This is a genomic window from Clostridium sp. ETTB3 (assembly GCF_053571985.1).
On sequence record NZ_CP199832.1, the window covers coordinates 610,414 to 633,279 of the forward strand.

At 27.9% G+C, this 22,866-nt stretch carries 16 protein-coding genes, 2 pseudogenes and 1 other annotated feature; of the genes and pseudogenes, 12 read left to right on the forward strand and 6 right to left on the reverse strand.

From position 1 onward, the window contains the following. The first annotated feature begins 114 nt into the window (after window positions 1-114). The 4 genes from ACUN06_RS03045 to ACUN06_RS03060 all read left to right on the forward strand — a co-directional run bounded on the left by ACUN06_RS03045 (window position 115) and on the right by ACUN06_RS03060 (window position 5,415). On the forward strand, window positions 115-1,119 hold the full coding sequence (locus tag ACUN06_RS03045; protein ID WP_449390079.1) for a putative ABC transporter permease: 1,005 nt from the start codon (window positions 115-117) through the stop codon (window positions 1,117-1,119). 397 nt (window positions 1,120-1,516) lie between these two features. Then, on the forward strand, window positions 1,517-3,124 hold the full coding sequence (locus ACUN06_RS03050; RefSeq protein WP_331891285.1) for a family 20 glycosylhydrolase: 1,608 nt from the start codon (window positions 1,517-1,519) through the stop codon (window positions 3,122-3,124). Window positions 3,125-3,225: 101 nt separating this feature from the next. Next, window positions 3,226-3,489: a binding site (T-box leader), on the forward strand. A gap of 280 nt (window positions 3,490-3,769) precedes the next feature. Continuing rightward, a complete protein-coding gene (locus tag ACUN06_RS03055; protein WP_291735257.1) occupies window positions 3,770-4,252 on the forward strand; it encodes an Lrp/AsnC family transcriptional regulator in 483 nt (160 codons plus the stop codon). Further along, entirely contained in the window at window positions 4,249-5,415 is a 1,167-nt protein-coding gene (locus ACUN06_RS03060) for an aminotransferase class I/II-fold pyridoxal phosphate-dependent enzyme (RefSeq protein ID WP_302541646.1), read from the forward strand. Before ACUN06_RS03055 ends, ACUN06_RS03060 begins: the two co-directional genes overlap by 4 nt. Window positions 5,416-5,499: 84 nt before the next feature. Here the strand turns inward: ACUN06_RS03060 and tnpA are convergent. Both tnpA and ACUN06_RS03070 read right to left on the reverse strand, forming a co-directional pair. Further along, window positions 5,500-5,959 (reverse strand): annotated as a pseudogene (gene tnpA, locus ACUN06_RS03065) (IS200/IS605 family transposase). Further along, window positions 5,934-6,080 (reverse strand): hypothetical protein, encoded by a 147-nt coding sequence (locus tag ACUN06_RS03070; RefSeq protein WP_449390080.1) that lies wholly within the window; start codon window positions 6,078-6,080, stop codon window positions 5,934-5,936. The pseudogene tnpA and the gene ACUN06_RS03070 overlap by 26 nt, the downstream one beginning before the upstream one ends. Before the next feature lie 106 nt (window positions 6,081-6,186). Here ACUN06_RS03070 and ACUN06_RS03075 point away from each other — a divergent pair, with 106 nt between their 5' ends. Together ACUN06_RS03075 and ACUN06_RS03080 are read left to right on the forward strand one after the other, a co-directional pair. Beyond that, window positions 6,187-7,428, forward strand: a complete 1,242-nt coding sequence (locus ACUN06_RS03075) for an RNA-guided endonuclease InsQ/TnpB family protein (RefSeq protein ID WP_449390081.1) — start codon at window positions 6,187-6,189, stop codon at window positions 7,426-7,428. A 347-nt stretch (window positions 7,429-7,775) separates the two neighbouring features. Next, window positions 7,776-8,762: a LacI family DNA-binding transcriptional regulator gene (locus ACUN06_RS03080; RefSeq protein ID WP_294382127.1), complete on the forward strand. Its 987-nt coding sequence runs from the start codon at window positions 7,776-7,778 to the stop codon at window positions 8,760-8,762. A gap of 157 nt (window positions 8,763-8,919) precedes the next feature. On the opposite strand, the gene gtfA is transcribed toward ACUN06_RS03080, so the two are convergent. Both gtfA and ACUN06_RS03090 read right to left on the reverse strand, forming a co-directional pair. Further along, entirely contained in the window at window positions 8,920-10,383 is a 1,464-nt protein-coding gene (gene gtfA, locus ACUN06_RS03085) for a sucrose phosphorylase (RefSeq protein ID WP_294399417.1), read from the reverse strand. Window positions 10,384-10,405: 22 nt separating this feature from the next. Further along, a complete protein-coding gene (locus ACUN06_RS03090; protein ID WP_449390082.1) occupies window positions 10,406-11,362 on the reverse strand; it encodes a carbohydrate kinase family protein in 957 nt (318 codons plus the stop codon). Between the two features lie 184 nt (window positions 11,363-11,546). Between ACUN06_RS03090 and ACUN06_RS03095 the strand changes: the two are divergent. Continuing rightward, window positions 11,547-12,601: pseudogene (locus ACUN06_RS03095) on the forward strand (IS1595 family transposase). Window positions 12,602-12,974: 373 nt separating this feature from the next. Here the strand turns inward: ACUN06_RS03095 and ACUN06_RS03100 are convergent. Further along, window positions 12,975-13,802, reverse strand: a complete 828-nt coding sequence (locus tag ACUN06_RS03100; RefSeq protein WP_294153541.1) for a hypothetical protein — start codon at window positions 13,800-13,802, stop codon at window positions 12,975-12,977. A gap of 265 nt (window positions 13,803-14,067) precedes the next feature. On the opposite strand from ACUN06_RS03100, the gene ACUN06_RS03105 reads away from it, so the two are divergent. The 5 genes from ACUN06_RS03105 to ACUN06_RS03125 all read left to right on the forward strand — a co-directional run bounded on the left by ACUN06_RS03105 (window position 14,068) and on the right by ACUN06_RS03125 (window position 21,871). Then, window positions 14,068-14,619 carry a helix-turn-helix domain-containing protein gene (locus ACUN06_RS03105; protein ID WP_449390083.1) on the forward strand — a complete coding sequence of 184 codons (552 nt, stop codon included), beginning with the start codon at window positions 14,068-14,070 and terminating at the stop codon, window positions 14,617-14,619. 207 nt (window positions 14,620-14,826) lie between these two features. Continuing rightward, window positions 14,827-17,613: a glycoside hydrolase family 3 C-terminal domain-containing protein gene (locus tag ACUN06_RS03110; protein WP_449390084.1), complete on the forward strand. Its 2,787-nt coding sequence runs from the start codon at window positions 14,827-14,829 to the stop codon at window positions 17,611-17,613. A 151-nt stretch (window positions 17,614-17,764) separates the two neighbouring features. Continuing rightward, complete coding sequence (locus ACUN06_RS03115; protein ID WP_294161205.1) at window positions 17,765-17,839, forward strand: hypothetical protein; 75 nt, start codon at window positions 17,765-17,767, stop codon at window positions 17,837-17,839. Window positions 17,840-18,101: 262 nt separating this feature from the next. After that, complete coding sequence (locus ACUN06_RS03120; protein WP_449390085.1) at window positions 18,102-20,291, forward strand: alpha-galactosidase; 2,190 nt, start codon at window positions 18,102-18,104, stop codon at window positions 20,289-20,291. Between the two features lie 221 nt (window positions 20,292-20,512). Continuing rightward, window positions 20,513-21,871: an MFS transporter gene (locus ACUN06_RS03125; RefSeq protein ID WP_294127692.1), complete on the forward strand. Its 1,359-nt coding sequence runs from the start codon at window positions 20,513-20,515 to the stop codon at window positions 21,869-21,871. Between the two features lie 64 nt (window positions 21,872-21,935). Here ACUN06_RS03125 and ACUN06_RS03130 read toward each other — a convergent pair whose 3' ends face one another. Beyond that, the gene (locus ACUN06_RS03130) at window positions 21,936-22,793 is read right to left on the reverse strand and encodes an AraC family transcriptional regulator (RefSeq protein WP_302570527.1); all 858 of its coding nucleotides are present in this window, start codon (window positions 22,791-22,793) and stop codon (window positions 21,936-21,938) included. Between the last annotated feature and the right edge of the window lie 73 nt (window positions 22,794-22,866).

Here is a 22,866-nt window from a genome sequence, read left to right on the forward strand (position 1 = left end):
TAAGTTTAAATATTAAATTTATTATTCAGGTATTTTTATTAAAAATAAATTTAAAGAACTATATGGAAAAATGTGGTAATATATAATGGGGAATAATTTAAAGGGGGGTAACTTATGTATACAATACATCAATGGCTTTTATTGTTTTATTTATATTGTTTTGCAGGATGGGTTTGGGAATCATGCTATGTTTCTGCATTAAAACATAAGTGGATTAATAGAGGATTTTTAAAAGGACCATTATTACCTATTTATGGTTCTGGTGCAATAGTAGTATTAATATCAACAATAACAGTTAAGGAAAACATATTTTTAGTATTTATTATAGGAATGATTGCTACAACTGTATTAGAATATATTACTGGAGAATTAATGGAAAGTATATTTCATGTAAGATATTGGGATTATAGCAATAAACCATTTAATATTAATGGACATATATGTTTATTATCTTCATTAGCATGGGGAGTATTTTCTATTATTCTTGTAGAAGTAGTAAATCCAAAGGTAGCTAATTTAATTATAATGATACCAAATGAAATATCTGAAGGAATAGCGTATTTAATGACTATTTTTATTACAATTGATGGAGTTCAATCATTTAATGTAGCTATTAATTTAAAAAATATATTAATTAGAATCACAGAAAGAAATGAAACAATAAAAGTAATTAAAAAGAGAATTGAAGTTGCAGAAGCTTTTATTAATAATGATGTAAAGGGATTACAAGAAAGGTTAATTAATAAGCTTGATGTAACTCAAGGAAATAAGAATATTAAGAAACAAAGCAAGGCTCAGCATTTAGAGGCAGTATTAAGAAAAAATTTATCTATAACAGAGAGCAGAATAAGACAGTTATCAGATAAGTTAGGTGCATATATTGATAAGCTTGAAAATTTATCATATAAAGGTGTAGAGGAAAATGAAAGTTTAAGAAGAGAATTTAAAGAATATATTAATAAATTAAAAAAGCATGAAGGCAGAATTAAAAATACTGAAAATAAGGTGTATATAAATTCTATAAATATATTGCGTAGAAACCCAAATGCTAAGACTGATAAATATGAAGAAGCAATGAATGAAATTAAAGAATTAGATAAGGATTTAAATGATAAATAAGTAGAAATAAAGATTTAAATATATTTTAGGAATAATTCATATATTCAATTATTCCTAAAATTTTATTTAAGTTATTTTTCATTTGAAATAGATAAAGTTATAACAGTAGTAATTATACAGATAGCTCCTATAAGTTCTGGTAAACCAAAAGTTACATTTAACCATAAAACAGATAAAATAGTAGCAGATAATGGTTCTATTCAATATATAAAAAGAAATGAATATAATAATTTAGAATTTGCTAAAACCTTTTATAAAACAAATACTGCTAATGTTTAAATGTTAGCAGTATTTTTTATGTTGTATAGGAATTAATAATAAAAAAATGGTAAATAATAAAACTTATAAAATCCAATAAAGTTAAATAAAATTATAATTTTAAGGATGTGAACAAGGGATGAAAAGAAATAAAGTACCAAATTTTTATATTGCAATATTTCTTATAGTAGTCATAACAGTTTCTACTTTTAGCATAGTAAAAATAGAAGAAAATTTATATAACAAAAAATATTTAGCAGCAGAAACATTTATATCAAAAGGAAATAATGACAAAATTAGTATTGTTCCAAAGCCAACAAGTATTGAAATAAATAAAGGAAAGTTTGTTTTAAATAAAGATAGTTCAATTTATATAAAAGGAATTACTGACGAGGAAACAGAACAAATAAGATGGATAGCAGAATTTTTAAAAGAAAAGTTAAGCGCATCAACTGGATTTGATTTTAATATATTGAAGGGAGATAAGCCTAAAGAAGGAAGTATTTTATTAACTACAATTAATGCAAATCCTAAACAAGGAATTGAAGGATATACATTATTAACAACTCCTAAAATAATTAAAATAACTGCATATAAACCAGAAGGAATATCAAGGGCAATTCAAACATTAAGACAGATGTTTCCTAAAGAAATATATAGTGATAATGTAGTTAATAATATTGAATGGTCAGTTCCAGCATCAATAATAAATGATAAACCAGCTTATAGTTATAGAGGATTAATGATTGATGTAGCAAGACATTTTTTTAATGTTGATGAAATTAAAAGGCAAATAGACTTAGCTGCAGAATATAAAATAAATAGAGTTCATTTACATTTAAGTGATGATCAAGGTTGGAGATTAGAAATTAAAAAGTATCCAGAATTAACTCTTATAGGGGGCAGTACAGAAGTTGGAGGAGGACCAGGAGGTTATTATACACAAGAACAATTTAAGGATATAGTAAGTTATGCAATGCAAAGATATGTTGAAATAGTTCCTGAATTTGATATGCCAGGTCATACAAATGCAGCATTGGCATCATATGGATTTTTAAATCCAAATGGAAAGAAAAAGGCACTATATACAGGAACACAAGTAGGATTTAGTTCATTAATGACTGATAATGAAAAAACTTATGAATTTATTGAAGAGGTTATAAAGGAAGTTGTACAAATGTCTCCATCTAAATATATTCAAATAGGTGGTGATGAAGCACTTAGTACTAATAAGGAGGATTATGATTATTTTGTAGGAAGGGTTGCTAAAATAGCTAAAAAATATGGGAAAATACCAATAGGATGGGATCCAATTGATACATCACCAGAAATTAATTCAAGTGTAGTATTACAAAATTGGAAAGATTCTAATAATGAAGCAAGGAAAAAAAATATGAAAATAATTGTATCAATTGCAGGTAAAACTTATTTAGATATGAAATACAATGATTTAACACCATATGGACTTGATTGGGCAGGATATATTCCAATTGAAGATGCATATAAATGGGATATAACGGATTATGCACCTAAAAACTTAGCTTTAGGATTAGAAGCACCATTATGGACTGAAACAATATCAACACAAGAACAAATGGATTATATGATTTACCCTAGATTGCTTGGATATGCTGAAATTGGATGGACGGATAAAGAAGATAGAAGTTGGGAAGAGTATAAGGTGAGATTAGAAAAACAAGAAAAAAGTTTAGAATATCAAGGAGTAAATTATTATAAAGAATCATAATCTAAAACAAAGTATGTTATTGCTAGTTATTGAAGTAAATGCTATAATTAATTTAAAATATATTTAAATAATATATAATAAAAAGATAAATTAAATAATAAAAAAAGATAATGATAAGGAATAGTATTTTTAGTTATTATTTTCAGAGAGCTAAGGGTAGATGGAACTTAGTAATAATACTTAAAAGAAGCAGCCTTTGAATCACTTGCTGAGAACTAAGATTTTTCTTAATATAAGCAAAGTCGTATATCCTAACGTTATAAGGAATAAAATATAAATAGTTTTATGTTTATATTTTTACTGAGTGAGTAAAGAAATTTACTTATGAGGGTGGTACCGCGAAAATTTAAAGCTTCGTCCCTTTTTTATAGAGGGAGAAGCTTTTTTTAGTTTGTAGTTAGTAGTTGGGGGTGGAATTTTTAAAATTAAGTCTAACCTGAAATTTTTTCTAAACACTAAATTACTAACTATAAATTATTAACTAATTTATAGTTTTTAGTGAGTAGTTAATATATAATTCAGTAAAATTAAATTTAGAAAAGTATATTTTAATTAATATTTAAATAGAGTTGTATCCTTAACATGCCACTTATAACTTATAATTTGTCACTTGACACTTGTCACTATATATAGGGAGGTTTATTTATGGAAGAAATTTTAGAAATTTTAGAGGGAAATAGCAGGTATACAGACGAGCAAATAGCTGTTATGGCTGGTAAAACAGTAGAAGAAGTTAGAGAAGCAATTAGAGATTATGAAGAAAAAAATATAATTGCAGGTTATACAACATTAATCAATTGGGAAAATACTGGAAAAGAAACCGTTACTGCTCTTATTGAAGTAAAAATAACACCACAAAGAGGAGAAGGATTTGATAAAGTAGCTGAGAGAATATATAAATTCGATCAAGTAAAGGCATGTTATTTAATGTCTTCAGGTGGATTTGATTTAACAGTTATAGTAGAAGGAAAAACTATGAGGGAAGTTGCAATGTTTGTATCAGAAAAATTAGCAGTACAAGACAATGTAATAGGAACAGCAACTCATTTTGTATTAAAGAAATATAAGGAACACGGAACTGTATTTAAAGAAAAGAAAGTTTCTAATAGGGAGGTAATATTTATATGATACTAGAAAATATGATAAGAAAAGAAGTAAGGGAAATGCCTCCATCAGGAATAAGAAAGTACTTCGATATAGTTAATGAAATGGATGATGTAATATCATTAGGAGTAGGGGAGCCAGATTTTGTTACTCCATGGAATGTAAGAGAAGCAGGAATATATTCACTAGAACAAGGAGATACACATTATTCGTCTAATGCTGGATTTATAGAGCTTAGAGAGGAAATTTCAAAGTATTTATATAGAAAGTTTGATTTAAAGTATAATCCAAAGGATGAGATTTTAGTTACTGTTGGTGGTAGTGAAGGTATTGATATTGCATTAAGAGCATTAACAGGACCTGGAGATGAAGTAATTATTCCAGAACCAAGCTTTGTTGCATATAAAGGGTGTACTGCATTTACTGGAGCAACTGCAAAGATAATAAATCTTAAAGCAGAAAATGACTTTAAGTTAACAGCACAAGAATTAGAAGAGGCAATTACTGAAAAAACAAAGGTAGTTATAATTCCATTCCCAAATAATCCAACAGGAGCAATAATGACAAGAGAAGAATTAGCTCCGTTAGTGGAGGTATTAAAAGATAAGAATGTAATAGTTATTTCTGATGAAATTTATGCAGAATTATCTTATGATAAGCCACATGTATCTATAGCAAGTTTCCCAGAAATTAAGGATAAAACACTTGTTATAAATGGATTTTCAAAATCTTATGCTATGACAGGATGGAGACTGGGATATGTATGTGGACATCACATTCTTTTAGATGCTATGAAGAAAATTCATCAATATGCAATAATGTGTTCTCCAACAACAGCACAATTTGCAGCAATTGAAGCATTAAAGAATGGTGATGAAAGTGTTACTAAGATGGTTAAGGAATACAATAGAAGAAGAAGAGTTCTTGTTAATGGATTTAGAAAACTTGGATTAGATTGTTTTGAACCACTTGGTGCATTTTATGTATTCCCATGTATTAAGTCTACAGGAATGACATCAGATGAGTTTTGTGAAAAGCTATTATTAAAGGAAAAGGTATTAGCTGTTCCAGGAAATGCATTTGGTGAATGTGGAGAGGGATTTATTAGAGCATGTTATGCATCTTCTATGGAAAATATAATAGAAGCTTTAAAAAGAATTGAAAAATTCTTAAATGAAGTTAGATAATGGAGTACACTGGACCTTCATGGTCCGTTTTTATAGATTTAGGGCGTAAAACCTCGTGGCTTCATGCCCGAGGCTGTAAGCCCATTACTTTAATTTTTGGTCTTGTATATATTTTTTTAATTATCTCCGAACTAACTGCCCCAGCAGTACCGATATAATATCCTTTGCTCCATAATCTACTACCCCAAAACTTATTTTTCTTTAAACTTGGAAATGCTTTAAACTTGGAAATGCTTTAAACTTAGAAATGCTTTAAACTTAGAAATGCTTTAAACATTTCGTTAGAACTAACACTTTTAATGATTTTAACTAGTTCTGTTGGTACAATAGTTGGTGGAGCAGATATAAAAAGATGAATGTGGTCAGGCATAATTTCTTGCTCTAAAACTTAAAAACCATAATTATATGAGATAACTTTAAATAATTTCAAAATCTCATATTCTAATTCATCTTTAAATATATGATGTCTGTATTTTGGACAAAATACAATATGATAATTGATGTTATATACACTATGTTTAGTTTTTCTTATCTTCTCTTTCAATGATAAGTTTCATTCCTTCTTCGATTAAATCATTAGCATTAACTCCTTTTTGGAGTGCTAATATTCTAATGCTTTTGTATAGTTCTTCATCTAATGTTGTGTTGACATTCTTTCTTGCCATTTTGTTCACCTCACAATATTTTTAATCATATTATAACACATAGTTGACCATATATCGATGTAGAGTTATAATAAATACATAGATAAATATGTAAGGAGGTGGAAAAATGAAGTTAAGTTTTAAATTCAAACCAAGTATTAGTAAAAAACAATTAGAAATAGTAGAGGAATTATCTTATCATACAACTAAGTTATATAATATTATTAACTATGATTTAAGAGAAAATGGTGTAAAAACTTATTACGATATAGAGAAAGAATACAAGTCAAATTGGCATTGTGATTTTCTTCATAGCCATACAAGACAGCAAATGTTTAAAGTATTAGAACAAAATTGGAAGTCTTATTTTGCAAGTGTTAAAGACTTTGGAATAAATCCAACTAAATATAAAGCAAAGCCAAGACCTCCAAAATTTAAAAATACTGATAAAAATAAGAATGAAATTATATTTACTAATCTTGCTATAAGATATGATAATGGATTATTAAAGCTATCATTATCAAAAGCTATAAAGTCGCTATTTAATGTGGAAAGTCTTAATTTTGAAGTTTCTAAAAAACTACAAAGCATTATAGATTGGAATAGCTTACAACAAGCAAGATTTAACTATGATAAAGTTCAAAAATGTTGGTATATAATTGTAATTTACAAAAAAGAGGAATTAGAAAATAATAAAACTAATGTTGGAAGCATAGACTTAGGACTTGATAATATAGCCACATTAACATTTAAAGATGGTTTGAATCAATATATCTTTTGTGGTAAAAAGCTAAAATCAGTTAATTCTTATACTAATAAAAAAATAGCTCATTTACAATCAATAGAAATGTTTAAATGTGGTTCAGATAAGTTTAAAAATACTAAAAGAATTAATAAAATTAGACGATATAGAAATAACTATATAAATGACTATATGCACAAAGTTTCTAAATCTATTATAGACAAGTCTATTGAAAATAATGTAGGCAAAATAGTAATAGGAAAACTTAAAGGAATAAAGCAAAATATGAACTATAATAAGAACTTTGTTCAAGTGCCTATACAACGTTTAGTAGAGCTAATAAGCTACAAAGCTAAACTGCAAGGCATAGAAGTTAAATTCCAAGAAGAAAGCTATACAAGTGGATGTAGCGCTTTAGACTTAGAAGCTATTACAAAAAAGAACTATAACAAATCAAGAAGAATAGTTAGAGGATTATTTCTAAGTGGTTATGGACTTATAAATTCAGATATAAATGGAAGTCTAAACATACTTAGAAAATCAGAAAAATGTATTCCCGACTTAATTAACTTAAAGAGGGATAATGGGAAATTGGGCTCTCCCAAGCGTATAAGGGTGGCTTGTTAATTCAAGTGGAAACTTAAATATCAGACTACGCTAAAAGAATCCTCGTGGGCTTGTACCCGAGGTAGTTCAATGATAAGTTAGGATTTGTTCCTCAGACTGAAGATTTAGCTTATGTAATATCAGATTCGATAAAAAATTTATAAGGTATAAAAAGATATATGAACTGTATTGAAATAAAGAAATTACAAATAGTTTCAATACAGTTAATTTTTTTTAGTAATTTATGTTGATATGATAAATAATATATTTGCTTACTATTAATATATGGTATATAAATATGATATACTTAAAGTTGATTTAATAAATGATTTATAAATAATATTTTAATGAGATGGGTGAATAAATAGATGGCTACGATAGTAGATGTTGCAAGGTTAGCAGGTGTTACTCCAACCACTGTATCACGTGTTATTAATAATAGAGGATATATTAGTGAAAAAACAAAGAAAAGGGTTCATGAAGTTATGGATGAACTGGGATATCAGCCTAATGAAATAGCACGTTCCTTAACAAAACAAAAAAGTAATACAATTGGAGTTATAGTACCTCATATATCTCACCCATACTTTGCCAAATTAATAAGTAATTTAGAAAATGAAGCAGCTAAAAAAGATTACAAGATAATATTATGTAATAGTAAAGAAAAAGCTGAAAAAGAAAAGCAATATTTAGATATGTGTAAAAGTAATAGAGTTGCAGGGATAATTATATGTAGTGGAAATGTTGAATCTAATAAGATTAATACAGGAGGTATTCCAGTAGTATTATTAGAGAAAAATTTTGAAGAAGGTAAGCTTGGAATTCAATGTGATAATTATCAAGGTGGAAAGCTTGCAACAGAGCATTTAATAGAATGTGGATGCAAAAAAATATTACACCTTAGTGGAGTAATAGATGAAGAAATGCCTGCTGATAATAGAGAAAAAGCTTTTATAGATGTATGTAGTAAAAATGAGATTGAGTATTTTATAAAGAAATATGATATAGATACATATAATCAAATGAATTATTACGATTATATAAAAGCAGCACTAAATGAAATAGAAGGTGTTGATGGAATATTTGCAAGTAGTGATTTAATAGCTGCACAGGTTATTCAAGTTTGTAATGAAATAAAAATTAGGATACCGGAAGATATTAAATTAGTTGGCTTTGATGATGTTGATATATCACAATTAACAACACCGAGGATAACTACTGTACATCAGCCAATCAAAGAAATGGCAAGGCTTTCAATTGAATTAATTGATGCTAAGTATAATAATATAGAGGTAAATGAAAAAACTATATTATCAATTAAGTTAATTATTAGAGAGAGTACAGTGAATAAATAAAATTATCTATGGAGTATTTTAATATAAAAAACTACCCCAGGTGGATTTACCAGGGGTAGTTTTAAGTGTGCTATGATGTATCGTTCATTATTTATATATTTAAACTTAAGAGAATGAATAGAATTATCTATTATTATTAAGTTAAAATACAATATCATTAAATAGTGTATCTTTCAACAATACCATCATCATTTATATATTTAATTATAGATTTGCTAGTAGTTAAATCAACATTTAAAGTACAATATTTATTATCTTTTTTCCATGTTAGGATGATTTCAGTATCACTTGAAGGCTCAACAGTGAAGTCTCCATCAAATGCAGGATAATCATTTCTAAAGTCAATTAGCTTAAGTAATCTTTGAACTACCTCTTGACTATATGCTTTATCAATTTCTTCTAAAGTAAAGTTATGTCTATTAATTTCACGACCTTCTCCAGTACGAGTAACATTTTCAACATCATTTTCGCCAGCTAATAACCCAACATAATAAACTTGTGGAATACCAGGGGCAAAGAATTGAATTGCTCTTGCGCTTAAGTATGCATCATCATTGCATCCTAAAACTGAATAGTAAGAACATCTTATTTGATGAACATCAAATCCATCTGGACTCTTATGAGTATCAGAATGAACTAAGCTTAAATTTGCACCATGATTTAAGCAATGATCAACAATCTTTCTAGCATCAGCTGTAGATACTAAATCATCAAGATCAGGTTTTACAGGAATACCATCATGGCAATCTAACATTGTAAATTGATTAGTTGGTCTGTTTTTTAAATAGTCAATAAGTGATGAACTTGATTTGTTAACTAATGTGCTAAGTATAGTATATGGTAATATAAAGTCGTATATATAGTTACCGTATTTAGCTAACTTATATTGAGTAGTATAGTGGGAATGAACTTCAGGTAATAGATCAATATCTAAAGATTTAGCTAAATCAGATACCCAGTCTAAGAACTTATATATTTCAGGTTCAACGAAGAAACAACTAGTTCCAAGTTTCTTTATTACATATCCAACAGCATCAAGTCTTACAATTTTAACATTGTTTTTGTGGAAGTTTTCAAAGAATTCCTTTAATAAGGCTCGTACAGCTTCAGAATTTATGTCTAAATCAATTTGTTCTGAAGGTGTTTCTTTACCAAAAGTAGTCCAAACAGAAACTTCTTCACCTTTTATATTAAATGTTGAATAAGGAACTTGTCTACGTAAGAACATTTTATTTATATCTTCCTGAACTGGTTTGCCATCGGACCATATTTTATCTAATGTTATAAATAAATTTGCATATTTTGAATCTCTCCCATTCTTTAAGAAGTCTTGGAAAAATACAGAGTTTTTAGAAATATGATTAACCATTAGATCAAGAAGGATATCATAGTTTTCAGCTAATTTACGAATATCTTCCCAAGTACCAAATTGAGGTTCTATTTCTAAGTAAGTTAGTGGCGCGAATCCTCTATCTCCTGATGATGGGAATGGAGGAAGTATATGAATACCACCTTTAAATGTTTTTGGAAAATATTTTGTAAGAACATTATTTAATGTTTTTAAATCTCCACCAAGAGAATCAGGATAAGTTATAAGTTGAACTTTATTTTTAACTGCCATTTTTATATCTCCTCTTAATTAATTATATATTATAAATTGTTTTTAATTCTTCTATTGAAGGCAATTTAGCAATTGCTCCTACATGTTTAAGTTTGAAGGCACTTGCTGCAAAACCTATGTTTAAAGCTTCTTTTAAAGTGTAATTGCTAGTTATAGCTGTGTAGAATCCACCCCAGAAAGCATCTCCAGCACCAGTTGTATCAATAACTTCAGTAGCTAAAGTATTGAATTTGATAGTTTTAGTTCCGTCAGAAACTATTGCACCATATTTACCTAAGGTCATTATTACAAGCTTTGCACCACACTCTATAAATTTGTTTACATGATTTTCAGGAGTATCCGGTCCAAAAATTCTTTCAGCATCAACTTCAGAAGGCTTTATAATATCTATTTTACCTATAAGATTTTTTATATATTCTATTCCATCATGTCCTTCTTCCCAAATCATTTCGTGATAATTTGGATCAAATCCTATAAGAACATTATTTTTTCTAGCTTCTTCAATAACTATTTCAATCATTTTTCTTGATTTTGATTGAGAAATAGGCCAACAAGAAAAATGAACTATTTTACTATTTTTTAATGTTGAATCTATGTCTGAATTATATTCTAAGTTGTAATCTGCACTACGATAGAAAATTGGTAGTGGAGTTTCTTTGCTCTTAGTTACAAGTACCATACTTGTAGAATGATTTACTGAGTTAATTAATTTTGTGTCAATGTTATTGTTTTTTAAGTGATTAATTAAAAACTTACCTAATCCGTCATTTCCAACGCAAGCTGTTATAATAGGATTACCGCCAAGTCTTTTTATATTCATAGTTATATTAGCCGGTGAACCACCGAAAAATCTTGAATATTTATTGGAGTTGAAATTAGTATCATAATCATCAGAAATCATATCTACTAAAATTTCCCCAATTGTAAATACGTCATTTATTTTATCTTGGAATTGTATAGTATTACTAAAATTAAACATTATTACCTCCAAATTGTTTTCTATAACTAGAGTATAGATATTATTTAATAATATGTCAATCGCTTGACATATAAAATTAATTTTTTTAAGTTTAAGGCTTTGTTTTAATAAACTGTTGAAATTTGATTAACCTCTATAAATATGGTTATAATATATAATATAACTACTATTTAGGAGGTTTTTTATGCCAAGAGTTAATAATGTTATTCAGCAAGTTTCACAATTAAATACATATGAGCAAGAGAAGGTATTTGATTTTTTAAAGACTGTATTGATGTCAAATGGAATAACTAACTCTATAGATGAAGAAATCGCTGAAAATAGATTTAACAAGGGGAAGTGCTGTCCTTTTTGCAATCATGATAAAATATCTAAGTATGGAAAATATCATGGTAAGAATGGCGTTAAATAAAGGTATAAATGCCAAAATCCAGAGTGCAAAAAAACTTTCAATGATTTTTCTAAATCCCCAGTTTCAAGTAGTAAAAAGGGATTAGATAAATGGCTACTATATGCTCAATGTATGATAAATGGTAACACTATTAGGCAATGTGCCGAAATTGTTGAGATTAATATTGCAACAGCTTTCTTTTGGAGACATAAAATTATAGACGCTATTAGAAAATTTATTGGCTACGGCTCTCTTGAGGGTGTTATTGAACTCGATGAGACATACTTTGCCCTTAGCTATAAAGGGAATCATAGCAAAAGTTCTAATTTTACTATGCCAAGGGAATCAAGAAAGCGTGGTAATAAAGAAATACAAGAGGTATATCAAAGGAATTTGCATGTGTATTATGTGGTGTAGATAGATTAGGAAATATATATACTGGTTTAATATGTGATGGCAGACCTAACTATACTGATATAAATAGGGCTTTATCAGAGGTTGTTGAAGAAAATTCTATTTTATGTACTGATAAACATAGGAGTTATATCCCATTTGCGGCTCAACATAATTTTGAATTACATCAAATTAGGGGCGAGAGAAAAACTGTGGATATTTATAATATTCAAAGAGTCAATGCTTTTCATAGTAGCTTAAAAAGATGGATAAGAAAGTTTAATGGTGTTTCAACCAAGTTCCTAACAAACTACCTATTTTGGTATAAATGGACCCAATTATTTAAAATAGAAATGGAAAGGAATAAACCTAAAAAGTTCTTTATTCATGCTAATTCAACACATTCTGTATCTTTAATAAAGGATTTTAAGATTAGAAGACCAATATATGTATAAAGGTAAAATTTGTTTTAATTTTACTATTTTTAGTGTACAATAAATATAATGATTGATGAACAATTGTATTTTAATGCGAATAGGGGGTTAGAAAAAAGAAGTGAAAATTATGGTGGGTGTATTGACGAAGCTACATATGACTTCTTATAGTTTTTCTGTTACAAGATATTTTTGATAAAAATATTTAAAATTTTTATATGTACAAATATGATTTTGGATTCTACATTAGAAATGTATAATCAGGATAATAATCATTATATACTCAGATGTAAATTCATGCTTATATTGATTAACAATTTTGACGTATCAAATTACTAATAAAATAGATAGCTATACAAAATGAATGTATCTATCCATTTTATATAGCTATCTACTAAATTTTATCAAGTAATTTTTGTAGAGATAATTTTAATTTTTTTACAAATTTATCTCTAAGCTTAGGTGAAATATCTAAAAGTGATAGATAAGGGTTTAAGTCCTCTAATTCAACTAATAAAAGTTTACCATTATTATCTCTACAAGCATCAACTCTTTGGATTCCATGATTTATATTATTCCACTCGATAAAACTATTTGCAAAATCTAAATCTTCTTTAGTTGCTTTGTATTCTTTAAGTTCCCATCTTCTATTTTTATCAGGAGCATAAAGGGCATATTGGAACTCTTTATCTATAAAATAAAATGATACTTCATACTCAAAGTTTATAAGTGGTTGAATTAAAGTATTTTTATCATTTTTATCTACTCTTCTTAAAAGAACTTCTTTAGATAAAAACTCCATACCTATAGAATCAGCACCATCTTTTGGTTTTATAACATATGTTTCAACCTCTGGAAGTTTAGAAAAATCATTTATAGTATCAATAGTCTTTATAACATCAAAATTTTTCTTTGTTAATTCAATTAAATAATCTTTTCCATTCATATCTCCTTTGCCATTAAAAGAATTATATGTTTTTAAATTTTTTAATTTCACATTATTTCTAAATAGCTCATACTCATCTTTAAAATTAGCTACTGGACCAGCATTTCTAAATATAGTTAAATCAAAATCATCTGTAAAACTATTCATATCCTTAGGATTACAGATAACTAAATTAAAATCTTTTCTTAATTCTGAAGTAAGAAATAAATCTTCTTCATAATAAAGTCTTCCTTTTGCTTCATAATATAAATCTGTAACAAATAGTATTTTTTTCATCGAGTATTCCTCCATTAAATTGTATATTTTATTACTTATATAATTTGAACCTATAACAAATAATATCTACTAATAAATAAAATTTTAATTTAAATACTAAAAAAAAAGTAATATAATTATACTTATAAACAGATAAGTTATAGGGAAATAATACCAACAATTCGATATATCGATAGAAATTTCGGTATATAAAATTAATAGTATTATAAATTTAGAAAATAATTATGTCAAGTATTAATAAACTAAAAAGGAAAGAAATTAATTTATGAGAGATATTAATATCAACATTGGAAAAAATTTAAAAAGTATTAGAAAAAATAGAGGGTTAACAATAGAGGAACTATCTACTAATTCTAATGTAAGTAAAAGTATGATTAGTGAAATTGAAAGAGGTATTAGAAATCCATCAATAACTGTTTTATGGAATATAGCAAATAGCTTAAAAATACCTTTAAATTATTTCTTAAAAGAAGAAAATAGTCATACTGCAAAAATATATAAATTTTCTGAAAAACAAGCTATTGGAGAAAATGGTTATTATTGTTATCCATTAGTAAATTTTGATAATGATAAAAACCTTGAAATTTATTTTAACGAATATCTTCCAAAATCTAAAACGGAAGAATCAGCTCACTATGAAGATGTAGAAGAATATGCACTAATAACATCTGGAACATTAACATTAAATTTAAACGGTGAAGAATTTATTGTTAATGAAGGAGAGGTAATACATTTTATAGCGAATAAATCACACTATTATTTTAATAAAACAGATACTATAGCTAAAGCATTCATATTAATGTTTTATCCAAAATAGTATTCTGAAACAATATTAATATATTGCGATTCAAATAGGATGTCCAAATGGACATCCTATTATGTTATGATAATTTCAACACTATTTTAAAACAAAGCCAAGTTTAAAAATATGAATAATTTTACAAAAACATAGATGGTATAATATAATGAGATAATAAAAATATATATGAATGATAAAGGGTGAGAATAATTTAAGGAGGATATTATGGGAAAATATAGTTTAGATTTAAAGGAATATGCAAGGCTTGCTAGAGAAGTTGCAGCTGAAAGCTGTGTATTATTAAAAAATGATAATAATACACTTCCACTAAAAAAAGGAGATAAGGTAGCAGTTTTTGGTCGAAGTGCTTTTAATTATTATAAAAGTGGATTAGGTTCTGGAGGACTTGTAAATACAAAATATGTGGTAAGTATACTAGATGCTTTAAGGAATGAAAAGGATATTGTTTTAGATGAAGACTTATTAGAAATATATAGTGAGTGGATTAAAGAAAATCCATATGATGAAGGGCATGGATGGGGAACTGTACCGTGGTCGCAAAAAGAAATGAAAGTAGAAGATTATATATTAAGAGTAGCTAAGGAAAATGATATTGCATTAGTTATGATAGGCCGTACTGCAGGTGAGGATCAAGATAGTAAAAATGAGGCTGGAAGTTATCTTTTAACAGATGTTGAAAAAGATATGATAAAAAAAGTGAGCAAATCATTTAGGAGAACTGTAGTAGTTTTAAATGTTGGTAATATTATAGATATGAAATGGGTAGATGAGTATAATCCATCAGCAGTACTTTATGCTTGGCAAGGTGGGCAAGAAGGGGGAAATGGAGTTATTGATGTTTTAACTGGAAGAGTAAATCCATGTGGAAAGTTAACTGATACTATTGCAAAAAATATAGAAGATTATCCATCTACTAAAAATTTCGGAGATCCAGAGAGAAATTATTATGAAGAGGATATTTATGTAGGGTATAGATATTTTGAAAGTTTTGCAAAAGAAAAGGTTATGTATCCTTTTGGATATGGATTATCATATACAAGTTTTGATATTAAGGGGAAATTAGTTGAATCAATACATGAGGAAATAGTTGTTGAAGCAAATGTAACTAACAATGGCAATATGTCAGGGAAAGAAGTTGTACAAGTTTATATAGAAGCGCCACAAGGTAAACTTGGAAAGCCAGTAAGAGCTCTTGTTGGATTTAAGAAGACAGGTATTATTAAACCCGGTGAATGTGAAAAGTTAATAATAAATATACCTAAAAGTTATATAGCTTCTTATGATGATAGTGGTGTAACCGGATATAAATCTTGTTATATCTTAGAAGAAGGTTTATATAAGATTTATATAGGAGCAGATGTTAGAAATGCTGAAGAATCAGGGCAATACGATGAAAAATTTACAATAGTAGAAAGTTTAGAAGAGGCTTGTGCACCAATAGTTAATTTTAAAAGAATTAAGCCTATATTAGATGAAAATAATAAATTTAATATAGAAAATGAAGAAGTTCCTATGAGAAGAATAAATCCTAAAGAGAGAATGTTTAAAAATCGTGATGAAGAAATAATTTATACAGGGGATAGAGGGTATAAGCTTGCTGATGTATTTGAAAATAAAGTAAAGTTAGATGATTTTGTAGCACAGTTAAGTTACAATGATTTAATTTGTATGTTTAGAGGAGAGGGAATGTGTAGTCCTAAGGTTACTCCAGGAACAGCAGCTGCATTTGGTGGAATTACTGAATCATTAAGAAATTTTGGAATACCTGTTGCATGTTGTGCTGATGGTCCATCAGGTATAAGAATGGATTGTGGAACAAATGCATTTTCACTGCCAAATGGGACAGCATTAGGATGTACGTTTAATGTTGATTTAGTTAAAAAACTTTATAAAATGACTGGAATAGAGTTATGTAGAAATAAGATAGATTCTCTTTTAGGACCTGGAATGAATATTCATAGAAATCCATTAAACGGAAGAAACTTTGAGTACGTATCAGAAGATCCAATACTAACTGGAAAGATAGGTGCAGCTCAAGTTATTGGTATTCAAGAAGCTGGATCTACAGCAACAATTAAACATGTTTGTGCCAATAATCAAGAGGCTTCAAGGCGTTTTGTAGATTCAATAGTATCAGAAAGAGCACTTCGTGAAATTTATTTAAAAGGATTTGAAATTGCAGTTAAAGAAGGTAAAGCACGCTCTGTTATGACTACTTATAACCCTGTAAATGGGATATGGACAGCAGGAAGTTATGATTTATGTACTACTATTTTACGAAAAGAATGGGGATTTGATGGTATAGTAATGACAGATTGGTGGGCAGAAGCAAATACTGAAGGTGAAAAGTCCACAAGAGAAAATAAAGCTCCTATGGTGCTAGCACAAAATGATTTATATATGTGTGTATCAAATTCATTAGAAAATCCTGAAAATGACAATGTTAAGGAAAGGTTTGAAGCTGGAGAAGTTACAAGAAGTGATTTGCAAAGAAATGCTAAAAATATATTAAAATTTATTATGAAATCACAAGCAATGTTACATGAGCTAAATTTAATAAGTAAAGAAGATTTAGAAGAAATTAATGGACAAGATGATGATGGGAATATTTCACTAGAGGATATTGTTTATTATTATGCAGATAAGGATAGCAATGATATTATTATAGATGCAAGCAATTTTAATAATAAAAAAGGTGATTCAGAGGTTTTTGGAATATCTTTAAATGAACTTGGACTTTATAATATCGAGATAACAATGAAATCAGAGCAAGGATCATTATCTCAATTACCACTTTCTATTTATTACGACAATGCACTAAAATCAACTATTACTATTAGAGGAACAGAAGGTGAATGGGTTACTGAAAGTAGGGAGTTAGGATTTATTTTTGGTGTGAATCATTATATTAAATTATACTTTGGAGCTAGTGGGTTAGATATTGATAAAGTAGTAATTAAATTTATGGGTAAAGGAAAATTACCATTTTAAAAAAGATAAGAAAAGTGTAGTTACCTTTAGGGTCAATTAAATATTTAACTTGACCTTGAAGGTGATTTGTGGTCATAGATAGTTGGGTTTCTAAGGCTTATATGGGGAAAATGGAATTGCTTTATATACATTAATATATAATTCTTATGGAATGAGACTAGTTGCACATGAGCCTTTTGCTTATATTGAAGTAGCAATAAGTGATTATAGAAACTATTTTTTGTGAATTGAGCATACAGGCTAATCCTATATTGGAAAAAGGTATTTTTATAGTTTTCTAAATAAATTTTTGCTAAAATAAATATCTACAACTATATCTTTATTAACTATCACTAAGTATGCTCATCATACTATATTTTTATTATACAACATTTAGACATATATTAATGACATATGGTCATAGTTTTAAATTATATATAAAAGTACAATATAAATATATCATGAAAATGTTGTACAGAGGTGGAAATATATATAAGTAGGAGGATAATATGGGGATTATATTTAATGAAGATAATAAATTATTTCACATTCAATCAAAAAGGACTAGTTATATTTTAAGTGTTTTAGAAACAGGACATTTAATTAATCTATATTGGGGAAGAAAAATTAATTCTAATAAAATAAATTATGTAGTTAAAAAGAGGGCTTGTGGAAGCTTTTTAGCGGATTTAGATAATATAGATGCATTGCACTTAGAAGTTATAGCACAAGAATATCCAAGCTATGGAAGTCCGGATTTGCGTTCACCTGCAATTCAAGTAAAGCTAGCAAATGGAACTACAGTAACAGATTTTAGGTATGAGAGTCATGAAATTTACAGAGGAAAGAAAAAACTTGAAGGATTACCTGCAACTTATGCTGAAAAAGAAGATGAAGTAGAGAGTTTAGAAATAACATTAAAAGATGAAGTAGCTAACTTAAGAGTTATATTATCCTATACTGTATTTGAAAATTATGATTCAATAACAAGAAGTTGTAAAGTTATAAATGATAGTAATGATGAAGTTGATATATTAAGAGCTTTAAGTGCGAATGTTGATTTTACACATAGTGAGTTTGATTTAATTCAATTATCAGGTTCTTGGGCTAGGGAAAGACATATAGTAAGAACAGCTTTAAGAAGTGGTGGACAATGTATTGAAAGTAGAAGAGGAGCAAGTAGTCATGCTCAAAATCCATTTATAGCATTAGTAAGTAAAGATGCAACAGAAGATAAAGGAGAGGTTTATGGATTTAATTTAATTTATAGTGGAAACTTTTTAGCTAGTGTTGAAGTAGATATGCATAGTAATGCAAGAACACAAATTGGTATAAATCCATTTGATTTTACTTGGAATTTAGAATCAGGACAATCATTCCAAACACCAGAAGTTGTTATGGTATATTCACCTAATGGATTAACAGGAATGTCTCATATTTATCATGATTTATATAGAGAAAGATTATGTAGAGGAACTCATAGAGATAAGGAAAGACCAATACTTATAAATAATTGGGAAGCAACATATTTTGATTTTAATAATGAAAAAATTAAAGAGATTGCTAAGGAATCTAGTAAGCTTGGGATAGAATTATTTGTTTTAGATGATGGTTGGTTTGGAGAAAGAAATAATGATGATTGCTCACTTGGAGATTGGTTTGTAAACGAGGAAAAGCTTAAAGGAGGATTAAATTCTTTAGCTACAGATATTAATAAAATGGGAATGCAATTTGGTTTATGGTTTGAACCAGAAATGATTTCACCAAAAAGTAAGTTATATGAAGAACATCCAGATTGGTGTATTCATATTGATGGAAGAATAAGATCCGAAGCAAGAAAACAGCTTATATTAGATTTATCTAGAGATGAAGTTTGTGAAGCTGTAATAAAAATGATTACAGATGTGTTGAAATCAGCACCTATATCATATGTTAAATGGGATATGAATAGAAATATGACAGAAATAGGATCAACAGCATGGCCTGCAAAAAAACAAAAGGAAATTGCTCATAGATACATGTTAGGTTTATATAAAATATTAGAAAATATAACTTCTAATTTTCCTAATATACTGTTCGAAAGTTGCTCTGGTGGCGGTGGAAGATTTGATGGTGGAATGTTATACTATATGCCACAAACTTGGACAAGTGATGATACAGATGCAATAGAAAGATTAATGATTCAAGAGGGAACATCATTAGTATATCCAACCAGTTCGATGGGAAGCCATGTATCCGCTGTACCAAATCATCAAGTTCATAGAATTACACCACTTAATACAAGGGGAGTAGTAGCAATGGCAGGAAGCTTTGGTTATGAATTAGATGTAACTAAAATGAATGAAGAAGAAAAAGAAGAAGTTAAAAAGCAAGTTGAGTTTTATAAAAATATTAGAAGTACTGTTCAATTTGGAGATTTGTATAGATTGAAAAGCTCATTTGATAGTAATGAAGCAGCTTGGATGAATTTATCTAAAGATGGCAAAGAAGTAGTAGTAAGTTATGTTAAGAAGTATGCTGAAGCTAATGTAATACCAAGACGATTAAAAGTTAAGGCTTTAGATGAAAATTCATTATATGAAGTAATTGAAACTGGAGAAGTATTTGGTGGAGATGAACTTATGTATATAGGGCTTGAAATTGGAGAACTTATGGGAGACTATCAAGCTAAGAACTGGACTTTAAGAAAAGTTGATTAAAAATTTATAATATAAATATTAAGATAGCATAAATTTAAATAGTAGTTTTATGCTATCTTTTTTAGAGTTTTAATAATATATCTAACATTTAACCATATTTTAAAAACATTAATACGTTTTCGAGAGCAATAGCGATGATTATAATTAAAATGTAGAAACAAACATAATAGTTATAATAAAACAATTATAGCAAAAAAGTGATAATAAGAGAGGTATTAAATATGGAAGTATTAGAGAAAGTAAATAGGAATGAAAGTGACGTTTCTATGAAAACGTTAATTTCTTTTGGAATGGGGAGTTTAGGAAATAATATTATATGTGCAATGATAGGTACATATTTAACAATTTATTTAACGGATAGCTTTGGGATAAGTGCAGCAGCTGTAGGTACATTGTTTTTGGTTGCAAGAATAATCGATGCAATTACAGATCCTATTATGGGAATGATTGTTGATAATACAAAGTCTAAGATGGGTAAGAGTAGACCATATCTTTTATTTGTTCCAATATTCATGGGAATAGCGACGATAATGTGTTTTTCATCACCAAATTTAAGTGATACAGGAAAAATAGTTTGGGTATATATATCTTATATACTATGGGGTATATGTTTTACCGCTATGGATACACCTTATTGGTCATTATCTGCTAATATAACTCAATCAGCACAAGGAAGAACTAAAATTATAACATCAGCTAGAACCATTGCCTTTGGAGGGAGTTTAGTTGTTTCAGTATTTACTCTCCCATTAGTAGCTAAGTTTGGAAATTGGACGATAGTAGCAATAGTATATTCTATAACAGCTGCAATTTGTACTTGGGTTACTGTATGGGGAGTTAGAGAAATAAATACAAATAGAAAGCCACAAAAACAAGGAATTAAGCAATTAAAAGAACTTTTTAAAACAAATAGACCTTTAAGAATTGTATTAATATCTATGTTAATGTTAGAAATAACTTATGCTCTAAGAAATGGGTTTTCAATATATTATATAAAGTATAATTTCAATGCAGAATTATATATTCCTTTAGTAACTGGAATTAGTATAACAACAGGAATGCTTGGTGGAATTTGTACACCTAGTATAACAAAAATACTGGGAAAAAGAAAAACAGCCTTATTTGGAATAGCAATTAATGCTATTGGCTTTTTATCAATATTTTTATTAAAATATTCAAGCTTAAAAATGATGTTAGTGATAAATGCTTTTATGGGGCTTGCTGAAGGGGCAGCCAATATATCTTTAGCATCAATGGTTGCAGATTGTGTTGAGTATGGGGAATGGAAAACAGGTAAAAGATCAGAGGGAATGATATTCTCTTCAAATATATTTAAAACAAAACTTGCAAGTGCAATAGGTGGGGCTTTATGTGGATATGCATTAGCATTTTTTGGATATGAGGCAAATGTAGCACAAACCGTAAATACATTAAATGGAATACATATAATGTATTCAATAATACCAGGAATAATTGCGGTATGTAGTATTATATCTTTAAGAAGATATAATTTAACTGAAAAAGAATATGAAGCTATACTTGAAGATTTAAATAAAGATGAGCATTTAGAAACAACATAATTCATAAAAATGTAAATACAAATAAAAACTGGTTTGTAATAAAAAAATACAAACCAGTTTTGTTTTATTGAGATAAAAGAAATTTTTTAGTTGTTTCTTTTTTTGTATCTCTATATTCTTTAGGGCTAACTCCTTTAATTTTTTTAAATGTTTTAGAAAAGGCTAGAGGATCACTATAGCCACAGGAGTATGCTATATTAGCAATTGGAAGGTCAGTATTATATAATAATTCAGCAGCTTTAGTTATTCTAAATTTCATTAAGAATTTTTGAGGAGACATATTTAAATTGCTTTGAAAAATGGAAGTCAAATAACTTCTATTTAAACAAATATAATTAGCAATGTCTGTTACCTTTATAGAATTATGATAATTATTTTGAATAAATTCAATTGCTTTATTTATGTAATTATTAGTATTTTCCTCCCTTGTTAATGATGAGGTTTCTTTATGATTTTCACACAGTTTTGAGAAGAATAAGTATAATAATCCTTCAATTTTAAAAGCATCAGAATCAGACATTGTATGATGTTTTAACATTTCTAATACATATTCTTTTAAAGCATCATCTTTTTCATGAGTAAAAATTAAATGTTCAGAATCTAATCCAACAGAATTGAGATAAAGTTTAGCTTTATCACCATCGATACCAATCCAAAGATATGTCCAAGGATTATCTTTATCAGCTTGATAAAATGTAACAACATTAGGTTCGATTAAGAAACCTTGATTTTTTCTAACTTTATATTTATTGTCATTTACATAATAATAGCCTTCTCCATCCAATACATAATGAATTAAATAATTGGGGCGAACAGCTGGACCAAATGAATATAAAGGAACACATTTTTCTAATCCGCAGTAACAGAGATATAAATCATTAAAACTTCGATTAGTATTTTCTAAAAAGTATATATCTAACATAAATCCTCCTAAATCTAATATTTAGATATGGTCTTATTAAAGCTATATATAAATTTTAAATTAGAAGGAGATA